At 60.9% G+C, this 17,169-nt stretch carries 15 protein-coding genes; 6 read left to right on the forward strand and 9 right to left on the reverse strand.

Going from position 1 to position 17,169, the window contains the following annotated elements:
* Positions 1-119: 119 nt before the first annotated feature.
* The gene (locus ACI6S0_RS15895) at positions 120-1,178 is read left to right on the forward strand and encodes an endonuclease/exonuclease/phosphatase family protein (RefSeq protein WP_037509330.1); all 1,059 of its coding nucleotides are present in this window, start codon (positions 120-122) and stop codon (positions 1,176-1,178) included.
* Here ACI6S0_RS15895 and ACI6S0_RS15900 read toward each other — a convergent pair.
* From ACI6S0_RS15900 to ACI6S0_RS15940, 9 genes are all read right to left on the reverse strand, one after another.
* Positions 1,150-3,459, reverse strand: a complete 2,310-nt coding sequence (locus ACI6S0_RS15900) for a TonB-dependent receptor domain-containing protein (RefSeq protein ID WP_017183065.1) — start codon at positions 3,457-3,459, stop codon at positions 1,150-1,152. The genes ACI6S0_RS15895 and ACI6S0_RS15900 overlap by 29 nt on opposite strands.
* A complete protein-coding gene (locus tag ACI6S0_RS15905; protein WP_017183064.1) occupies positions 3,443-4,390 on the reverse strand; it encodes a FecR family protein in 948 nt (315 codons plus the stop codon). Before ACI6S0_RS15905 ends, ACI6S0_RS15900 begins: the two co-directional genes overlap by 17 nt.
* A 57-nt stretch (positions 4,391-4,447) precedes the next feature.
* Positions 4,448-4,975 (reverse strand): RNA polymerase sigma factor, encoded by a 528-nt coding sequence (locus ACI6S0_RS15910; protein WP_010335880.1) that lies wholly within the window; start codon positions 4,973-4,975, stop codon positions 4,448-4,450.
* Entirely contained in the window at positions 4,965-5,720 is a 756-nt protein-coding gene (locus ACI6S0_RS15915) for a phosphatase PAP2 family protein (RefSeq protein WP_017183063.1), read from the reverse strand. The genes ACI6S0_RS15910 and ACI6S0_RS15915 overlap by 11 nt, the downstream gene beginning before the upstream one ends.
* 27 nt (positions 5,721-5,747) lie before the next feature.
* Positions 5,748-6,764, reverse strand: coding sequence for a YncE family protein (locus ACI6S0_RS15920; RefSeq protein ID WP_010335878.1), 1,017 nt, complete (start codon positions 6,762-6,764; stop codon positions 5,748-5,750).
* Between the two features lie 56 nt (positions 6,765-6,820).
* Positions 6,821-9,895, reverse strand: coding sequence for an efflux RND transporter permease subunit (locus tag ACI6S0_RS15925; RefSeq protein ID WP_017183062.1), 3,075 nt, complete (start codon positions 9,893-9,895; stop codon positions 6,821-6,823).
* The gene (locus ACI6S0_RS15930) at positions 9,895-10,920 is read right to left on the reverse strand and encodes an efflux RND transporter periplasmic adaptor subunit (RefSeq protein ID WP_017183061.1); all 1,026 of its coding nucleotides are present in this window, start codon (positions 10,918-10,920) and stop codon (positions 9,895-9,897) included. The genes ACI6S0_RS15925 and ACI6S0_RS15930 overlap by 1 nt, the downstream gene beginning before the upstream one ends.
* Positions 10,917-12,236: a TolC family protein gene (locus ACI6S0_RS15935; RefSeq protein WP_010335874.1), complete on the reverse strand. Its 1,320-nt coding sequence runs from the start codon at positions 12,234-12,236 to the stop codon at positions 10,917-10,919. Before ACI6S0_RS15935 ends, ACI6S0_RS15930 begins: the two co-directional genes overlap by 4 nt.
* An 80-nt stretch (positions 12,237-12,316) precedes the next feature.
* Positions 12,317-12,634, reverse strand: coding sequence for a PepSY domain-containing protein (locus ACI6S0_RS15940; RefSeq protein WP_010335873.1), 318 nt, complete (start codon positions 12,632-12,634; stop codon positions 12,317-12,319).
* Between the two features lie 160 nt (positions 12,635-12,794).
* On the opposite strand from ACI6S0_RS15940, the gene ACI6S0_RS15945 reads away from it, so the two are divergent.
* The 5 genes from ACI6S0_RS15945 to ACI6S0_RS15965 all read left to right on the forward strand — a co-directional run bounded on the left by ACI6S0_RS15945 (position 12,795) and on the right by ACI6S0_RS15965 (position 17,129).
* Complete coding sequence (locus tag ACI6S0_RS15945) at positions 12,795-13,469, forward strand: winged helix-turn-helix domain-containing protein (RefSeq protein ID WP_010335872.1); 675 nt, start codon at positions 12,795-12,797, stop codon at positions 13,467-13,469.
* Positions 13,459-14,841, forward strand: a complete 1,383-nt coding sequence (locus tag ACI6S0_RS15950) for a sensor histidine kinase (RefSeq protein WP_010335871.1) — start codon at positions 13,459-13,461, stop codon at positions 14,839-14,841. The genes ACI6S0_RS15945 and ACI6S0_RS15950 overlap by 11 nt, the downstream gene beginning before the upstream one ends.
* A 1-nt stretch (position 14,842) precedes the next feature.
* Complete coding sequence (locus ACI6S0_RS15955; RefSeq protein WP_017183059.1) at positions 14,843-15,001, forward strand: hypothetical protein; 159 nt, start codon at positions 14,843-14,845, stop codon at positions 14,999-15,001.
* A 143-nt stretch (positions 15,002-15,144) separates the two neighbouring features.
* Positions 15,145-16,341 (forward strand): hypothetical protein, encoded by a 1,197-nt coding sequence (locus ACI6S0_RS15960; protein WP_010335870.1) that lies wholly within the window; start codon positions 15,145-15,147, stop codon positions 16,339-16,341.
* Entirely contained in the window at positions 16,341-17,129 is a 789-nt protein-coding gene (locus tag ACI6S0_RS15965) for a glycosyltransferase (RefSeq protein ID WP_010335869.1), read from the forward strand. The genes ACI6S0_RS15960 and ACI6S0_RS15965 overlap by 1 nt, the downstream gene beginning before the upstream one ends.
* Positions 17,130-17,169: the final 40 nt, after the last annotated feature.

A 17,169-nucleotide genomic window follows, 5' to 3' on the forward strand; every position in this document is an offset into this window, starting at 1 on the left:
GCCTCGACGGCGTGGTGAGATGGAGACCTCAGCTTCAAGCCCAGCAATTTTTTCCGTGATGGAAACTGAGGTGCCCGTGCATTCGCATCGTCGCAGGCGGCGAATACGGGAGACACAATTTGCGGACCTCGAAGGCAGTTCTGATCGCAGCTTCGCTCATGGGCATGCTCGGCGCTGCGGCACCGACCCCGTCATCGCCGGATCTGACGCCCAGGCTCCCGCTGCCTTTCGACGGGCATTTGTCCGTGCTGACCTATAATATCCATGGTCTGCCCTGGCCCGTCGCAAGAGGGCGGACACAGGCATTCGCGCAGATTGTGCAGCATTTGCGGACCATGCGCGAGGATGGGACGCAACCTCACATCATCGTTCTGCAGGAAGCCTTTACGACTGACGCTCGGGCGATCGGCCGGGCAGCGGGCTACCGATATGTAGTGGAAGGTCCGGGCGCGCAGATGCCTGGACAGGGAAATCTGCCGTCCGGCTCGCATGCTCTGACAGACGCTGCCGCATGGTATCATGGTGAAACGCTCGGCAAATATGTCGGAAGCGGGCTTCAGATCCTGTCCGATTATCCGATTGCGGGCGTCCGGAAAATGGCCTTCCCGGCCTTTGCCTGTGCAGGATTTGATTGTCTGGCAAACAAGGGCGCGCTGCTGGTCAGCGTCGCTCTCCCCGGGCAATGGGACAGGGTCGATATCGTCACGACGCATCTGAACAGCAGGCGTGCGTCACGGGTCCAGGATGACCGATCGCTGGCCGCCTACCGATTGCAGGTCGATTATCTCACCAACTTCATTACGAGCGCGCATGATCCATCGCGGCCCCTGATCGTTGCTGGGGACTTTAATGTGGGCAGCGTTCCAGCGCGCAAGCAAATGCTGCTCTCCAGGGCTCAGTCCAGATGGTGTCAGGATGGCGATATTGACGACGCCTATGGAGAAGCGGCCCGTCGTGGCATCGCTCTTTCGGCCGATGCGCGTTTTTCAAGGAAGCGCGCCCGCGACTGGCAGTTTTTCACACCTGGCCGACGTACCGACCTCGAGTTGAGCAGCATCGATGTCCCGTTCGGCCATGAACCGGACGGAACCATGCTGTCTGACCATGTGGGTTATTCTGCGACCTATCAATTGCGCAATCGCCAGCCTCTTACCAGGATCGCGCCAGGGCGAGTGTAAGGGTGCGAGGTCGGATTGGCGTATATTGCGCTTCCTCCCGGATCGCGAAAGGATTGCCGAAGGAGAAGCTGTCACCCCGAATATCGAACAGATTGTCCATATTGACGCTGAGGGTCCAGTGGCCTCGCGTCGCCTCTGCATGGGCGGACGCGGTCGCATAATTGCCCATGCTTCGGTCCAGATCATCGTCGAAGGACAATCTTGCTTTCCCGATATAATTGGCCTGCAGCCCGGTCCTGGCCTGCCAGCCACCGGCCAAGGCGAAGGATTTGCCAAAAGATGCCCGGCCAGCGAAGGCCGGGGCTATGGGAAGGCTGCGATCATCGAGCTTGACGCCATCTGCCGCACGCGTGAGCAAGGCCGACTGCGCGCTGCCACCGGCGGAAATGGTAAAGCCATTGCCCAGATTCCAATCCAGAGCGATCTCGGCTCCGATGATCCGTCCCTTGCCTGCATTGCGGGTAGAGACCAGCCCATCTTCGAGCAGATAGTCCGACTGGATGTCGTTCCAGAGCGTGTAATAGGTGCTAGCTGAAAGGGACCAGCGACCATCAAAGGCAGTCTTGCGAAAGCCAAGATCGAAGGTGCTCAATTCGTCCGCATCGAATTGGCGCGCCGACGTGGTTTCCGCAGGCGCCAGACCTCCAGGACGCATCGCCCTTGCATAGCGGAGATAGACAATACCTGATCCGTTCAATCGATAGGAGATTGCAGCGCTGGGAGACAGGATGGTCTTGCGCGCACGAACGGGCGTGATCCTGGGTTCGTCACCGGTTCCATCGCGCGTGATGCTCTGAAACAGGCGCGCGCCGATCGTCGCATCCAGGCGATTGAAGAGCGGCAAGGTCGCTTCACCGAATATCGCATATTCGACAACCTGCCGATCGTAGATTTCCACTATGGCGGGATCGCCCCCTTCCGGGGTGACGGAAGCCTCCCCTCGAGTGGTCGCCCGAAGGTAGGAAAGGCCAGCAAGCCAATGCTGCTCGCCTTGAGGTGCGATGCGCAGTTCCTGGTTCAGCACCGTATATCGACGATCATCGTCGAACCGGACCTGGCCCGTCAATCCGAACTGGTCGGCAGCGCTGCTGGCATCGAGAATATAGTCGAAACCATGCTCGACATAGCTGGTCGCCGACGTCAGTTCCAGCGTACCGATATTGCCTTTGACGGTGCCATGCCACAGCTTGAAATCATTGTCGGTGGGCTCGGCAATGGGATGATCACGCGACAGCATTTCGTCGGATTGAAGCACATATTGGCTGTCGCGCGCATTGATGTCCTGCAGCATGAAGCCTGCATCGACCGTCCATCGCTCTGAGGGCTGCCATCGCAGCGCTATCCGCGCGCCGACGGTCTCCGTTGAATTGGTCGCCTTGTCGGAACCATCATTGGATATCCAGCCGCCTTCCAGAAGACGATAGCCCACGGCGCGTAATGCCAGGCGGCCATCGACGACAGGCAGGTTCATGATGCCCTCGGCGCCCGTGCCCAATTCGCCATGCTGAACGGCCTGAGCTGACAGTCGCGCCAGGGCATAGCTGTCATCCAGTTCGGCCTTTCTGGTGACGATGTGATAGATGCCACCCAGTGCGCCCGAACCATAGAGCGGCCCTTGCGGTCCCTTGAGGACTTCGATCCGATCGACATCGATGAGCCGGAGATCGGGATCCGGCGCATTGAATGTCACCCTTGCCTCATCGACCTGGACTGCAACCGTCGATTGGCTCAGGCCGTTGAATGGGCTGTCGGCAACCCCGCGGATAAACTGTCGGTTACGCCCTGGTCCCATGTTGGTCATGGCCAGGCCTTCCATGTCGAGGCTGATGTCGCGGGACGTCGGACTTCTCGCTCCCCCCAGCGGATCAAGCGACAGCACGGATACTGATAAGGGGATATTCGCGAGCGGCTGTGGCCGCTTCTGCGCGGTCACGATGATTTCACTTGCCGCAGGCGCCACTGTGGGGGCAGGCGTGCGAGGGGATTGTCGGACTGCGATTACCGCCGGCTTGGGCTCGATACGATAGAGGCGATCACCGATCCTGAGCGCTTGAAGTCCGGTTCCTTCGAGCAACCGCGCCAGGGCTTCCTCGGGCGACAAGCGCCCTTTCACACCACGCGTTTTCAGTTGTGTGACATTGGCCTTGAAGCCGATGGAGATACCCGTCGAGGCGGAGAATTTGTCCATCGCGGCCATGAGCGGCCCGGGCGCGATATCGAGACTGACTACCGGTGCGCGTGCAAGAACCGTTTCCGGGCCAATCTCACCGGCCAGCAGCAATATGCACAAGATCGCCTTGCTGACGCACTTCGAGCCCCATGACGGCCGCCAGGTCGCTGGCAAGTTTCGATCCGTCACCGATGACAAGAATGCCCGAAAAATGCTTGTTCTCCAGCGCGGAATCGACAGAAATCCTCTTGCCCGAATATCGTTCGATGTCGCCAGCCACCATTGCAAGCGGCGCATTCGTATAGGTCAGCCGGCCACTGCGCCAGCTTCCCACTTGGGAGGGCTCTACCGTGCTGAGTGTCAATAGACCATCCTTGCCGACCAACTGATGGCCGGCATCGACCCTGACTGCCGAAGCGGTCTGCGCGCCGGCGACGGAAACCGCCCCCTGTGCGACACCGACCCGCAAGGCAGAGTTTGCAAGATTGACCGAAAAGCGGGTGCCAATATCGGTAACGCGATAGTTGCCGGCCGATACGGTCAGGACGCGCGAGGGATCGTGGCGGACGTCAAAATAGGCCTCCCCCTTCGCAAGCTCGATTTGCCCGTCATTCTTTGCCGATACCAGAATGGCGCTTCCCGGCGACAGGGTGACGCTGGTGCCGCTGGCCAGAGCGATCATGCGCGGCGCCGAGCCTTCGTTGCTGTAGGCAATGGGTCTGGATGTCTGCCAGAATGTCGGGAGCGCAACGGCAAGCGCCAGGCAAGCGGCGAGAGCACCGCCCATCACCAGTCTCGGCTTCCAACGGTGTCTTGGATCGATTTCGGCGACAGGAGGAGAAGGCTCATGGCTCAGAACGTCCCGATGTTCGCGGACAGCAGCATCGACCAGGGCAATCGAATCAAAGGCTTCCCGGTGCCGGGGGTTTGCCTCCAGCCACGCGAGATAGCCGTCCCAATCCGCATCGTCGTGCTCGAGCGCCGCCTGCCAGGCAATCGCCTGGTCAAGCATCGCTTCGTCAAAATCCGCACGCGCCGTCATGGCGATTGCCCTTCCACCTGTTTGATCACTGTGTGACGATATCGTGACGGCATTACCTCAGTCCGTGAGCGCGCGGCGAAGATATTTCATGGCGACGGCCATATGTTTTTCGACGCCGCTCTTGCTGATGCCCAACTGCGCAGCCACCTCGCCATGTGTCAGCCCTCGAAGCTTGTGCAGTTCGAATGCCCTTCTTGCCCCTTCCGGCAGCGTCTCGAGCGCCGTTTTGATGCGCTGCACTTCCTCGCGCGCGATGATCTGGTCCTCGGCGGTTTGCGACCGATCGACCGGGTCGATGCCCGGTGCCGTGAAATCGGTTTCCTGATCGTTCCAGCGCCGCTCCCGAGCCATGCGCCGCTGCTGCTCGCGAAGTCGATCAAGAACGAGATTCTGGGCCATCTTGTAAAGATAGGCGCGACCATTGCCGATCGGCCCTGCCGCCACATTCCTGGCACGCACCCACAATTCCTGAAGCAGATCATCTGCTTCGGCAGCATCTCCGACGCGCGCGATCAGAAAGCGACGTAAATCAGCACGATGAACGCCATAAATGAGCTCAAGATCGCTATCGTCGCTAAGACTCATGATCGCGATTTGACAGATAAACGGACGAACCGGAAAGAGATTCTGGCCCAACGCCTGCTCTGGCGCCCGGCAGCCGATGTGCGATCAGCAACGCCATGGCCGCCCAACTCGCTCCTACGCACCATCCCGCTACCACATCGCTCGGCCAGTGAACGCCCAGGTAGATGCGAGAGCTGCCGATCGCCAGGGTGAGGCAGATTGCCACGGAGATGATGTAGATCCGTACTCGAGGAGCCTGCTCGGCTCTGGCCAGCAAGGCGCCGACCGTAAGATAGACGATAGCGGAGTTCATCGCGTGCCCGCTGGGAAAGCTGGCAGAGCTGACCTCCACCAGATGCTTGACGATATCCGGTCTCGGCCTTGCATATTCAATTTTGAAAAGCGCGCTCATCGCGGCGCCAGCCGCAATGGAGATCGGGAGAAAGAGGGCGGTTACCTGCTTTCGCGCAGCAAGAAGATAGCCCGATGCCAACAGGGTGATGAGCGTCAGCAGATTGATGCCACCCAGCGCGGAAATATCCACCATTGCCGATCGGAGCCAGGCGGGGCCGATCGGAATTGCGCTATCCGAACTGCGACGCAGGCACTGGAGAAGATATCGGTCTATCGCGAAGCTGTCGCCCTCCAATATTTCGGATCCAAGCTTCAGGAAGAGCAATATGCCCGCTGCTGCCGCAAGGAACATGACCAGTATATAGCTGTCGATACGATGCCTGGCGGATAATTTCTGCAGGACAGAGGGCATGAGGTTCCTCGCTGAGGTATTTGACGATCAACCCGCAATTTGGCGGCGCGATATCACAAGCACATGGAAACTGCCTGGCATGGGCTGCAGAGGTCCGCTGCCGCTCGGCGGCGATACCATGTTGGCGACCGGAAGATAGATCGTCCCCGTGGCCGGATCTATCGCGCCGGTGCGCGCGCCAATTTCGGTTTCCACGCGGCCAATCCTGCGGACCTCAGGGCCCTCGAGCGAAAAGATATCGAGTACCCCATCCTTGCCGCAAGGAATGAAGGCCAGTCTATGGGTCTCGTCGATCAGGACTGCGTCAGGTCCCCGCCCAATGTCTACAAGCTTGACCAAGCGGCGGCTTCGCGCATCCACTATCGCGGCCTTGCCATTGGCGCAGGCGGCGATCAGTCGGGTAGACTTCCCGTCGAGAGCAAGGCCGCTGGGGCCCTCGCATCCAGGAAGCGGGATCGACTGTCCCATCTTTCCCGTGATGGTGTCGAGCAGTTCGATCTCGCTGAAATCCTCGTTATTGACGAACATGGTGCCGGTCCGGTCGAGTACCGCATATTCCAGGCCCGGTTTCGCCTTGATTGTTCTTTCGATTTTCATGCTCTGGACATCGACGACCGATATCGTGCCGCTTGTCGCATTCATGACGAAAGCGCGCTTGCCATCGTGGGAGAGGATCGCCGCATCCGGCTTCAATCCGACGGTCAAGCGTGCCAGTTGCTTGCCATTGGCACGCTGAAGGAATCTTACGCTTGCATCGTCGCCGCTGGTCACCAGAAGTCGATCGTCCGAGACCGGCACTGCAGAATGACCGTGAGCGATGACGCCTAGCGAGCCGATCATCTTGTGGGTGCGGGTGTCGATTACCGTCACCTCGCGGGCACGGGCGACATAGAGCTGATGTGTCCGGCTATCGACGCGGGCATAGTCCCATCCCCCATCGGGTCCGGCAATTTTATCGGTGATCCGGTAAGGAGGGGGGCTCGCTGCAGCGAGCGCGCTGCCGCTTCCTGCCAGGGCGGCGAGAAGGAGGAGGGCATGTTTCATGGGCTGTTCCTTCAGATGGGCAGATTGCTGCTGGGGCGCTGGCCCTCTTGATATGGTCATGTGGCCGGTAGGGCTCCCGTCCCGGCTTGTGCCGTTTCGCCGCGCGGCAAAGTCAGTCGCACCAGCACTGGCATCGCCAGCAGCACGAGCGGGAACTGAAGCAGCAGGCCAGCGATGATCGCTATCGCCAGCGGCTGCTGGATGCCCGATCCCTGCCCGATAGCCAGCGCCAGCGGCAGGAGTGTCAACATTGCGGCCAGGGTCGTCATCAGGATCGGTCGCAGGCGATTCCGGCTGGCTTCCCGGGTGGCTTGTGCGGCGGGCATTACGCGGCAGAGTTCCTCGAACTCGGACACGTAGAAGATCGCCATTTCGGTGCCGATGCCGATGATCATCGTCATGCCCATGAGAGCGGTGATGTTGAGGTCCACGCCCGCGAGCCAGAGGGCCGTAAAGACGGCGGTGGTCGAAAGCAGGGAACAGCCGATGATGATGACCGGCAGCCAGAAGCGCCGATACAGGATCAGCAGGAGTATGAGTTCGGCGACCAGGGCCATGGCGAACACCTTGATCAGTCCTGCAAAGGCGATCTGCTGCTGTTGATAGAGGCCGCCCATTTCGTAGCGCACGCCGGTGCCAAGTGCCCCCGGCCTGTCGAGCGCCCTGGTTACGTCACCGACGGCTGCGCCGATACCGCGCCCCTGGATACGCCCCGTCACAGCCACCATCGGCTCGAGATTCTCGCGCGCAATCTGCGGTTGGCCGGTGACGGCCTCGATCGTGGCGACCCGCGAGAGCGGAAATATATGACCGTCGCCAGCCCGGATCGGCAGTTGAGACAGGCCATCCTGGCTGAGCGTCATTGTCTCGGCCAAGCGGACACGCACATCGACCGCCTTGCTGGGCTGCGCCAGTGTCGTGGCGATCGCCCCGGTAAGAGCGGTGGAAAGCTGCGCCTCGACATCTGCGGGGGCGACTCCTTCGATTCCGGCGCGAACAGGATCGACATGGACGTTGAGCGCGTCGCCGGCGAGTTGCACGCCGTCCTTCACCTCGATGACGCCTGGAATTTGCCCGATCAAGGCTGCAACTTTGCGTGCCTCGCTCTGTAGAATGCCAGGATCAGCGGCATAAAGCTTTACCTCGATCGGTTGAGGAACAGCCGTCAGATCGCCGATGAGATCCTCCATCAACTGCGCGACTTCCACTTCAACACCGGGAACCTTGATGGCGATCTCGCTTGCGATCGAGGCGGCAAGCACTTCGGTCGGCGTGCTGTGATCCGGCTTCAGTCGCACAAAATAGTCGCCATGATAGCTTTGTCCGAGGTCGCCCCCGAGCCCGGTGCCGAGGCGACGCGAGAAGGTCAGCACCTGGGGATTGGCACGCAGCATCGCATCGATCTGCCCGACCTGTCGGCCGGTCTCCTCGAGCGATGTGCCGGGCGCCGTGAAATAATCCATGATGAAGCCGCCTTCATCGACCTTCGGCATGAACCCGGTGGGCACATTGGAATAGCCGACAAAGCCGATCAGCAGCAGCGGGCCTGCGATCATGGCAAGGAGCCATGGACGAGCCGAAAGGCGATCGAGCGTACGCTCATGTAGACGCCCAATACGTCCGTCACCGGCCAGTCCAGGATCATGCCACTGGTTGAAATCGATCAGCCAGCGCGCGAGTATCGGAACGACGAAGGCCGTCATCGCCCAGGAAAGAGCCAGTGCTCCGGCCATGGTGATGGAAAGAGCCTTGGAAAAGGCACCGGTCACGCCGGTCAGGAAGGACAGCGGCAGAAACACGATCAAGGTGGCAAGGCTGGAGCCGGTGAGTGGTACCATGAACTCTCGCGCTGCGGGCAGGACGGCGGCGTCGCCGAGTGGCTTCCCATCGCTGCCAAGGGCGCCCGCCCGCCGCGCAATATGTTCGACCATCACGATTACATCGTCGATGAGCAGGCCGACGGCCGCTGCAATGCCGCCAAGGGTCATGATGTTGAAGCTCATGCCGAGCAGCGAAAGCAGCAATATTGTCGCTGCCAATGTGGCGGGGACGACGATCACCGCGATCAGCGTCACGCGCCAACTGCGCAGGAACCACAACAGGACGAGGCCGGCCAGGACAAGGCCGATCAATACGGCATCACGCACGCTTGCTGCAGATTGGGTGACCAGTTCGCTTTGATCATACCAGTTCACCAGCTTGACGCCGGCTGGCAGTTTTACGCCAGCCAGCTTTGCCTGCACTTCACGGGCTATCTGGACCGCGTTGCCATCGGGCTGCTCATAGATATTGAACAGCACCGCAGGCTTGCCGTCGTCGACGATGCGCTGCCAAACCGGAACCGCGCCGTCCTGGACGGTCGCGACATCGCGGACGTGAACGATCCCGGCAGTTGCAGCCTTGATGACGATGTTGCCGACGTCGCCCGCACTGATGATGCTGCGGTCGGCGATGACCAACGACAGACGGCCGCGATCCTGCACCTGGCCGACCGCGCTCAACACATTGCCATTGCGGATTGCGCTGGCCAGGTCGGTCATCGACAGGCCGTGATCGGCTAATCGATATGGGTCGGCGAGCACCTGTACCTCGGCGGTATCACCGCCTTGGACACCGACACGCGCCAGGCCATTGATCGATGAAAGCAGGGGCGTGATCTGATAGGTGGCCAAATCCTGCAAGGCCACCGGGTCGCCATGCTCGGATACCAGCGCATAGGAGATGATCGGAAAGACCGTAGGATCCATGCGACGGACGTCATATTGGGTGCCGGCGGGCAGCGACGGCAATATCCGCCCCAAAGCCGTGTCGACCAGCAAAGTGCTGGCGACCATGTCGCGCCCCCAGCCAAAATCGACCGAGATCTGCGCCGATCCGCGGCTCGTTTCCGAGCGGACATTCTGGACGCCGGGTATGGCGCGGATCGCTTCTTCTGCCGGGCGGGTAATTGTGAGCGCCGTCTGGTCGGCCGGACGGCTTCCGGCGTTGAGATCGACCACCACCCGAGGGAAGGACACCTGGGGAAACAGTCCCGTGGGCAGCGATAGCGATGCAACGACACCTGCCAGCGCAAGCGCCATGGCGATGAGAACCAATGTACGCGCTTGCGTACGGAGCAGATATTCCAGCATCAGTTGCTCCACCGCACGGCGTCGCCGTCACTGACCTGATAGGCGCCCGAGACGATCAGCGGCTTGCCTGGATCAAGTGCGCCCTCGACGACATCGCCCCGGTCGGAGGCAAGCAGGATGCGGATCGGGATCGCCCGGGCCTGGCGATTGGCCACCTGAAACAGGCGGGCCGGGCCGCCAGCCGTCACCACCGACTGATGTGGCACGATCCAGCCGGAAACCTGGCCGGTCTCGATGGCTACCTGCATGGCTTCGCCGGGGAGCAGCGCGCCAGCCGGGAAGCTGACATCAACATCGATCAGTCGGGTGAGTGGGTTAAGAGCGCTGTCTGCCCGAACGACTTGTCCTGCCAGGCTTTGCCCGCCCGAAAGCCGCTTGAGCGATGCAGGCATGCCTACCGCTACGCGGCCATGGACGGCGGGATCGACCCCAACGGTGACGACAATCCCACCGGCCCTGGCAACCGTGACGATCGGGGCGCCAGCCTGCAGGCGATCGCCCTGTGCGACAGATATGCTGGTCACGATCCCGTCAAAGGGCGCGACAAGCGTGCGGGCTGCCTGCCCCGCCCCTTCCGCCTGAAGGGCTGCGAGTGCATGTTGCGCGTCGGAAACCGCCTTGTTCGCCTGGGTGAGCTGATCCTGGGTCGCGAGTTGTTGCGAGAGGAGTTGCGCTGTCGTCGCAGCCTGTTTGCGCGCGGCAGCCAGCCCGCTCGAGGCCTGCTCATAAGCGCTGCGGGCCGAGGGCGCGACCATGAAAGTCGCCAGGGATTGGCCCGCTTTCACGGCCGTGCCGGGCGCTACCAGCAGCGCGGTAACCTGTCCGGGTTGCGCAACGCTCAGGCTCTGTGTTCCATTGATGGCAGGTGCCACGGTGCCATAGCAGTCGAGCGTTGCCGGCAGTGCGCCACGCCGCGCTGTCACTGTGCTGACCAATGTCGTCGGCGCATCGCTCGGCGCCACTGGCGTATTTCCGCATCCTGCAAGAAGCAGGACGATGGGCGCAAGGAAAGCTGCGCCCTTCATCGTGCCGCATCCGGCGCAGTCAGCGCATCTGCCTTGGGCAGGCCCGATCCGATGAGGGTCTGTATGGCGATCTGGCGATCGAGGAGCGCAAGTTCGAGTGTCATGATTTCCTGCTCCTTGGTGAAGCGATTGGAAACGAGGTCGACATAGCCGCGCTCGTCGAGATTGGACGCGCCAAAGGCGGCCTGTGCCCGCTCGGCAGCAAGGCGTGCGGCGGGAAGATCATGCCGGGCCGTCATGAGCTGGGCTGAAAGCTGCTCTGCCTCGCTCAACATGGCTTCGACTGTGCCCATCGTGGCCGCGAGCCGCGCGGAATAATCGGCATGAAGCTGTTCGCGGGTAGCCCGGGCGATGGCGATATTGCCCTGGTTGCGATCAAATATCGGCAGGCCGATCTGAATATTCGGGCCACCATTGATGACCTTGGCATTGTCGCTTGCGACGCTTCCGCCAAGGTTCATGTCGGGAAATTGGGAAAGGATCGCCTGGCGCACTTGCTCGTCTGACGAGGCATAGCCCATGCGCAGGGCTATGAGATCGGGGCGGCGAGCCGGCAAGTTGGGAAGATCGGCCCTGATCGCTGCCATGTCGAATGGTGGGAGATCGACCTGCTCGGCCAATGGAAGCTGCGCGTCGGGCGTGAGGCCCAGCAATGCATTGAGCTGATGCTTGAGACCAAGTTGACGCTGATCCAGGGCATCGAGCGCGGCGCGGGCAGACTGCAAAGCCAGTCGATCGGGCGCGACCGTCACCAGCGTCACGCTATGCGCTGCCAATGCCTTCTCAAGCTTGGTGTTGCGCTCGACCAGAAGCGTGTAGGCTCCAGCATAGCTCGGGCGGGCGCGGTTCCCCATGATGAGGTCGCAGGCGAGTTGGCGCGCCTGGCCTGCAACCTGCCATTCCTGCCAGATGATGTCGGCTGCGACCTGTTGTTCACTGTCGGCGGCGGCACGGCGCCTGGAACGGTAGGTGACCAGGCTCTTGATATCCTGCGCAATGCCCAGATTCCACGCCGGTACGCTGCCGGCGCCGGATAGCAGCGGCAGCAGTGCGCCGCTCAGCGACGGATTGGGCAGAAGGCCGGCTTGCAATGTCTGTCCGGTGGCGATGCCGCGCTTGAACCGGATCGCCCTGAGATCGGGATTGTTCGCAAGGGCAAGGGTAACCACCTGCTCCACGCCAAGCGGTTCGCTGGGGATGGACGGATCCAGCGAGCGAAGATCAGGCGCGAGCGGCGCCTGGGTTGCGAGCGGCAGAGGCGTATAATGCGCGCAGCCAGCAAGCGACAGTGCCAGCAGGCTAAGGCTTGCAGACATGGGAAGGCGACGTGGCATGAGAAGGCTGACCCCTGTTTATGGAGCGACCGGGCCGGTTGGCCTGGCCCGGTACCAGGCGCTCAATCCGGGTTATGGCCTTCAGGCACATTTTCGAGCGGTTTGCCCGTCACGGCGTCGATGCCCACTTCATAGGCCCGTCCCTTGCTCATGATGTCGAAGGAATAGCGCAGTCCGCTGCCGCCCTTTTCCTTTTCCAGTTCCTGATCGGTTATCGTGCCGGGGCGCAGCTTGAGCGCCGCCATCCGCGCAGCAGCGAGCGAGAGCTTGGATTGAGCAGCATATTGGCTGCCCTTGAGTTTTGCAGCGGGCGCGGCGGGCAGCATCGTGGCAATGCTGCCAATCAGGGCAGCCGCCAGGGCGGTTGGCATCCTTTTCATGGCGATATCCTCCTGCGCGAATCTGCGCATTACCCGCTCTAGCGGTCGCCAGTTTCGCGCAGCGTGACGCGAACATTGATAATCCCCAACTTGCGGGGACGAAGGAAGATGAAGCAAAATCCTTCTGTTGAAGACCAGGATCGTGCGATGAGGACGGGCGATGAAGCTGCTGCTGCTCGAGGATGATGAAACGACGCGCGTCCATCTCGAGCGCGTCCTGACTGCTGCCGGTCATGTGCTGGATGTGTGCGACAATGGCCGCGATGCGATCTTCCTGGGATCAAGCGGGGACCATGCCGTCCTCATTCTCGACCGAATGGTACCGGGCCTTGACGGATTGGCGGTCTTGAAAGCGCTGCGCGCAGCTGGCGTGAGAGCGCCAGCCCTGTTCCTCACCGCCATGAATGGCGTCGAAGACCGCGTCGAGGGGCTTGAAGCGGGCGCAGATGACTATCTCGCCAAACCTTTCGCCGCGACCGAACTGCTTGCCCGCGTCAATGCGCTGGCGCGTCGTCCGCCCATCGCCGAAACAGTTTCCGTTCTTGAGGTCTCCGATCTCAGCCTGGACAGGATCAAGCGAACGGTGCTCCGAGGCGGTAATCGGATCGAATTGCAGGCGCAGGAATTCAAGCTGCTCGAATATCTGATGCTGCATGCCGGGGAGATCGTCACAAGGACGATGCTCCTCGAAAATGTCTGGTCATTCCATTTTGATCCGAGAACCAACATCATCGAAAGCCATGTCAGTCGGCTGCGCGCCAAGGTCGATCGCGGATTTGGCAGGGAACTGATCCAGACCGTGCGCGGGGCGGGATATCGTATCGATGACGTTTGAAGCCGTGCTGCGTGCGCCCTTGCGTAGCGCGGCGTTTCGATTTGCCGTGCTGCTGGCCCTGATCTTTGCGATCGGGGCTGGGGCACTTCTGTTCACTGTTCGGAGCCAGATTGGACATTATGCAGCCGAGGCGACGAGCGGCCGATTGAAGGCGGAAGTTGCCATCCTTGGCGGCGAATATGCGCAGCTAGGACAATCGGGCCTGACCGATGCCATCGCGCGCCACCAGAGCGTGGGCGATGACGCGCAATTTCACTATCTGCTGGTCGATGCGCAGCGGCGGCGTCTTGCCGGCGACCTGCCGGTCAGCGCGGCCCGGGTTGGCACATATGCGCTCGAAATGGTTGAGCATGACAGCGGCCCGGTCAGCGGTCGGTTGGAGACGCTGACGGCGCTGGGGACGAGCCTACCGGACGGCCTGACGCTGGTCGTCGCCACCGACAATTTCGATGTGCTGGATCTGCGCAGTCGCCTCCTTGCCTTCACCCTGCTCAGCGGGGTGGGCATTACGCTGTTCGTTCTGGTGGGCGGTTTCCTGGCGGCCGTCCTATTCCTGCGGCGCCTGGAACGCGTAAATCTGGCGGTAAGCCGGATTGTCGAAGGCGAGCGGGAGGAGCGATTGCCGATGATCGGCTTTGGCCCGGAATTTGACGGGCTCGCCCACAATCTCAACATCATGCTCGATCGCAACGAGGCGGCTATGGAGGCCCTCCGCCAGGTTTCCACCGACATAGCCCACGACCTGCGTACCCCCCTCACAAGGCTGCACCAGCAACTGGAGCAGATGCGGGATGCCGATCCGATCGAGCCGGCGGCAGTGGAGGCAGCGCTGGCACAGACATCGGGCCTGCTTGCCACATTCAACGCCCTTCTGCGCATTGGCACCGTGGAGGGAGGAATTGGGCGCAGGCGGTTCAAGGCCGTGGATTTGAGCGAACTCATGGATCGGATCCAGCAACTCTATGAGCCTGTTGCGGAAGATGGCGACCACCATCTCCTTGCCGACCATGCCGGAAATATTCTGATCCATGGCGATGGCGAGTTGCTTACCCAATTGGTGATCAACCTCATCGAAAACGCCCTCGTTCATACGCCTGCCGGCACACGGATCACCTCACGACTCCGCTATCAGGATACTTCGCCTGTCATCGAGATCTGCGATGATGGCCCAGGCATACCAGCAGACGAGCGGGAAAAGGTGTTCGGTCGCTTCTATCGCCTGGATGCCAGTCGCAACACCGAGGGCTCCGGATTGGGGCTGGCGCTCGTGGCCGCGATAGCGAACTTGCATCAAGCACATTGCACAATCTGTGAGGATAGTGCCGGCATGTGTGTGCAAGTCACCTTTCCGACGCTTCAGCCCCAAGGATGATATGGCATCGCCCGTCGATGCGATCAGGTCGGGTCTGCGCAACGGCTTGCCGGATATTCTGCAGGACGGAACGAACGGCGCAAATGGCGGAAAGCAGCAACGCCGGAATGGCATTGAAGGTAATTGCCCGCAGCAACTGACCTTCAAGCCACAGGTCTGAAAGCGCCCTGCTATCAACGGGCCAATCGTACAGAATATGGAGAGAACGAAGCTCCAGATCGCAAAACTCATCGGATGGCGCCTTCCGCAAATATTTTTCGTTCGTGAGCTGAGGTGGCTCCAGTGCCACGGCGTCAGCGCCCCATGCGCATCGGCTTCCTGTTCAACCATGATCAGATCCACCAACTGGCCCACAGCCTGCCCATAGCGATTTCACTCGCTGCGGGCGGTTTTGCCGGCGAGATCATCATCGCAACAACAAATGATCGCCTGGCCCATGAGGTGCGGCGGTTGGCGGGACCGTTACTGGGATCAAGGATCCAGCATGTCGAACTCGGCCTGACGACGCGGTCGGAGCGGCTTGTCGGGATGCTGGGCAGCATGATCCCGGCCAGGAAATTGCTGCTCTATCGGGACAATCTCGAATTTTTCCGTAGCCTGGACATGCTTGTCGTGGCGGAGAAGACATCTCTGCTCCTCAAGAAGCGCTATGGCCTCGACAAGCTCTTCATGATTCATACGCGTCATGGCGCGGGCGATCGTGCGATCGGCTTTGACAAGGCCAGTGCCGGGTTCGACCATGTTCTGTGTTCGGGCGAGAAGATCCGTCGCCGGCTGATCGCTGAAGCCGGGATTGATCCCTCTACCATCAGCATCGTGGGCTATCCCAAATTCGATCTTGTTCGGCAGGCGGGCAGAACCCAGCATTTTTCCCGCGAGCGGCCGATCATTTTATATAATCCGCACTGCTCGCCGCATCTTTCTTCCTGGTACAAGCATGGCAGACAGGTGCTCGATCATTTCGTCGAGCGGGATGCGCAAGAGCTTATTTTTGCACCCCATGTAATGCTCTTCGAAAGGCCGTTCGTAGTCACGATAGACAAGTTGAGCGTCAATCGCCCGGGGACCATCGCGAAGCGCTTTCTGCATGGCGACAATATCCATATTGACCTCGGCAGCCGGGCATCGACCGATATGAGCTATACGCTGATCGCCGATGTCTATCTGGGCGACGCGAGTAGCCAGGTCTATGAATTTCTGCTGCGTCCGCGACCCTGTGTGTTTCTCAACAGCCATGGCATCGACTGGCGGGGGGATCCGAACTTTGCGCACTGGCGAGCCGGCGAAGTCATCTCGGATCCCAAGGATCTTGGCCCGGCTCTCGCCCGCGCAAATGGTCTGCATCGCGATCACTACCAAGCCATTCAGGAGAATCTGTTCGCCGACAGCTTCGATCTGGACGGCCGACCGTCGTCAGACCGGGCAGCGGCGGTCATCACGCAGCTTGCAGACAAGCGCCGAGGCAACGTCGTTGGCTTCAGCAATTTTCGTGCTGCCTGATGTCCTCGCTGACCATCATTCTGCCTTTCTTCAATGAGGAAGGCTGGATCGACAAGACGGTTCAGACCCTTGCGATTCAAAGTGATATTCGTTTCCGACTGCTTCTTATCGACAATGGCTCGACTGACAACGGCACCGAACAAGCGCGCGAGGCAGCCCGATCTCTCGGATCCAGGGCAGAGATATTGTCGTGCCCGACCCCCGGGAAAATTCACGCCATGGCGCTTGGCCTGTCGAGGGTTGAGACCGCCTTTGTGGCGATCTGTGATGCGGACACGGAATATCCGATCGACTATGTAAAGCGCATCCTCGACCTGTTTACGGGCGATCCGGAAGCGGCCTCGGTGATGGCCATCGACCTTTATGCGCCGCTGGAGAGCGCTGAGTCACGAAAACGGACCGATTTCATCCTGCGCAAGAGCCGACGTTTCTCGGCGAAATGTCATGCCGGTGGCTATGCCCAGGCCTATCGCACGGATGCCTTGCGGGCAGCAGGCGGCTTCGACGCCAAACGATGGCCCTATGTCCTTGAGGATCATGAAATCGTGCATCGCGTGATGACGCATGGCCGCGCCATCTACGACCGGGATCATGTCTGTTTTCCCTCAGCGCGGCGATCATGCCGCAAGGCCGTAAGCTGGACACGGGCCGAACGGCTGATCTACCGCTACACGCCGCGATTTGCCCTGGACTGGTATTTCTACACTTTCCTCGGCCGGCGTCTTGCGGCACGCAACGGCACGGGCGATGCCCTGCGCATGAAAGACTGGCCTGCCCAACGCCCATGATCGAACGAGCAACCGTTACAGGGCGTATTTTCAGGGGATT

Origin of the sequence: Sphingobium sp. DN12 (assembly GCF_051058005.1) — a bacterium.
Lineage (GTDB): Bacteria > Pseudomonadota > Alphaproteobacteria > Sphingomonadales > Sphingomonadaceae > Sphingobium > Sphingobium yanoikuyae.

What these genes read in the sequence shown, in the direction of transcription:
- ACI6S0_RS15905 (WP_017183064.1), bottom strand. Translation starts at nt 4,390, where the DNA reads ATGACGGCGCGTGCGGATTTTGACGAAGCGATGCTTGACCAGGCGATT.
- ACI6S0_RS15910 (WP_010335880.1), bottom strand. Translation starts at nt 4,975, where the DNA reads ATGAGTCTTAGCGACGATAGCGATCTTGAGCTCATTTATGGCGTTCAT.
- ACI6S0_RS15915 (WP_017183063.1), bottom strand. Translation starts at nt 5,720, where the DNA reads ATGCCCTCTGTCCTGCAGAAATTATCCGCCAGGCATCGTATCGACAGC.
- ACI6S0_RS15920 (WP_010335878.1), bottom strand. Translation starts at nt 6,764, where the DNA reads ATGAAACATGCCCTCCTCCTTCTCGCCGCCCTGGCAGGAAGCGGCAGC.
- ACI6S0_RS15925 (WP_017183062.1), bottom strand. Translation starts at nt 9,895, where the DNA reads ATGCTGGAATATCTGCTCCGTACGCAAGCGCGTACATTGGTTCTCATC.
- ACI6S0_RS15930 (WP_017183061.1), bottom strand. Translation starts at nt 10,920, where the DNA reads ATGAAGGGCGCAGCTTTCCTTGCGCCCATCGTCCTGCTTCTTGCAGGA.
- ACI6S0_RS15935 (WP_010335874.1), bottom strand. Translation starts at nt 12,236, where the DNA reads ATGTCTGCAAGCCTTAGCCTGCTGGCACTGTCGCTTGCTGGCTGCGCG.
- ACI6S0_RS15940 (WP_010335873.1), bottom strand. Translation starts at nt 12,634, where the DNA reads ATGAAAAGGATGCCAACCGCCCTGGCGGCTGCCCTGATTGGCAGCATT.
- ACI6S0_RS15945 (WP_010335872.1), top strand. Translation starts at nt 12,795, where the DNA reads ATGAAGCTGCTGCTGCTCGAGGATGATGAAACGACGCGCGTCCATCTC.
- ACI6S0_RS15950 (WP_010335871.1), top strand. Translation starts at nt 13,459, where the DNA reads ATGACGTTTGAAGCCGTGCTGCGTGCGCCCTTGCGTAGCGCGGCGTTT.
- ACI6S0_RS15955 (WP_017183059.1), top strand. Translation starts at nt 14,843, where the DNA reads ATGGCATCGCCCGTCGATGCGATCAGGTCGGGTCTGCGCAACGGCTTG.
- ACI6S0_RS15960 (WP_010335870.1), top strand. Translation starts at nt 15,145, where the DNA reads ATGCGCATCGGCTTCCTGTTCAACCATGATCAGATCCACCAACTGGCC.
- ACI6S0_RS15965 (WP_010335869.1), top strand. Translation starts at nt 16,341, where the DNA reads ATGTCCTCGCTGACCATCATTCTGCCTTTCTTCAATGAGGAAGGCTGG.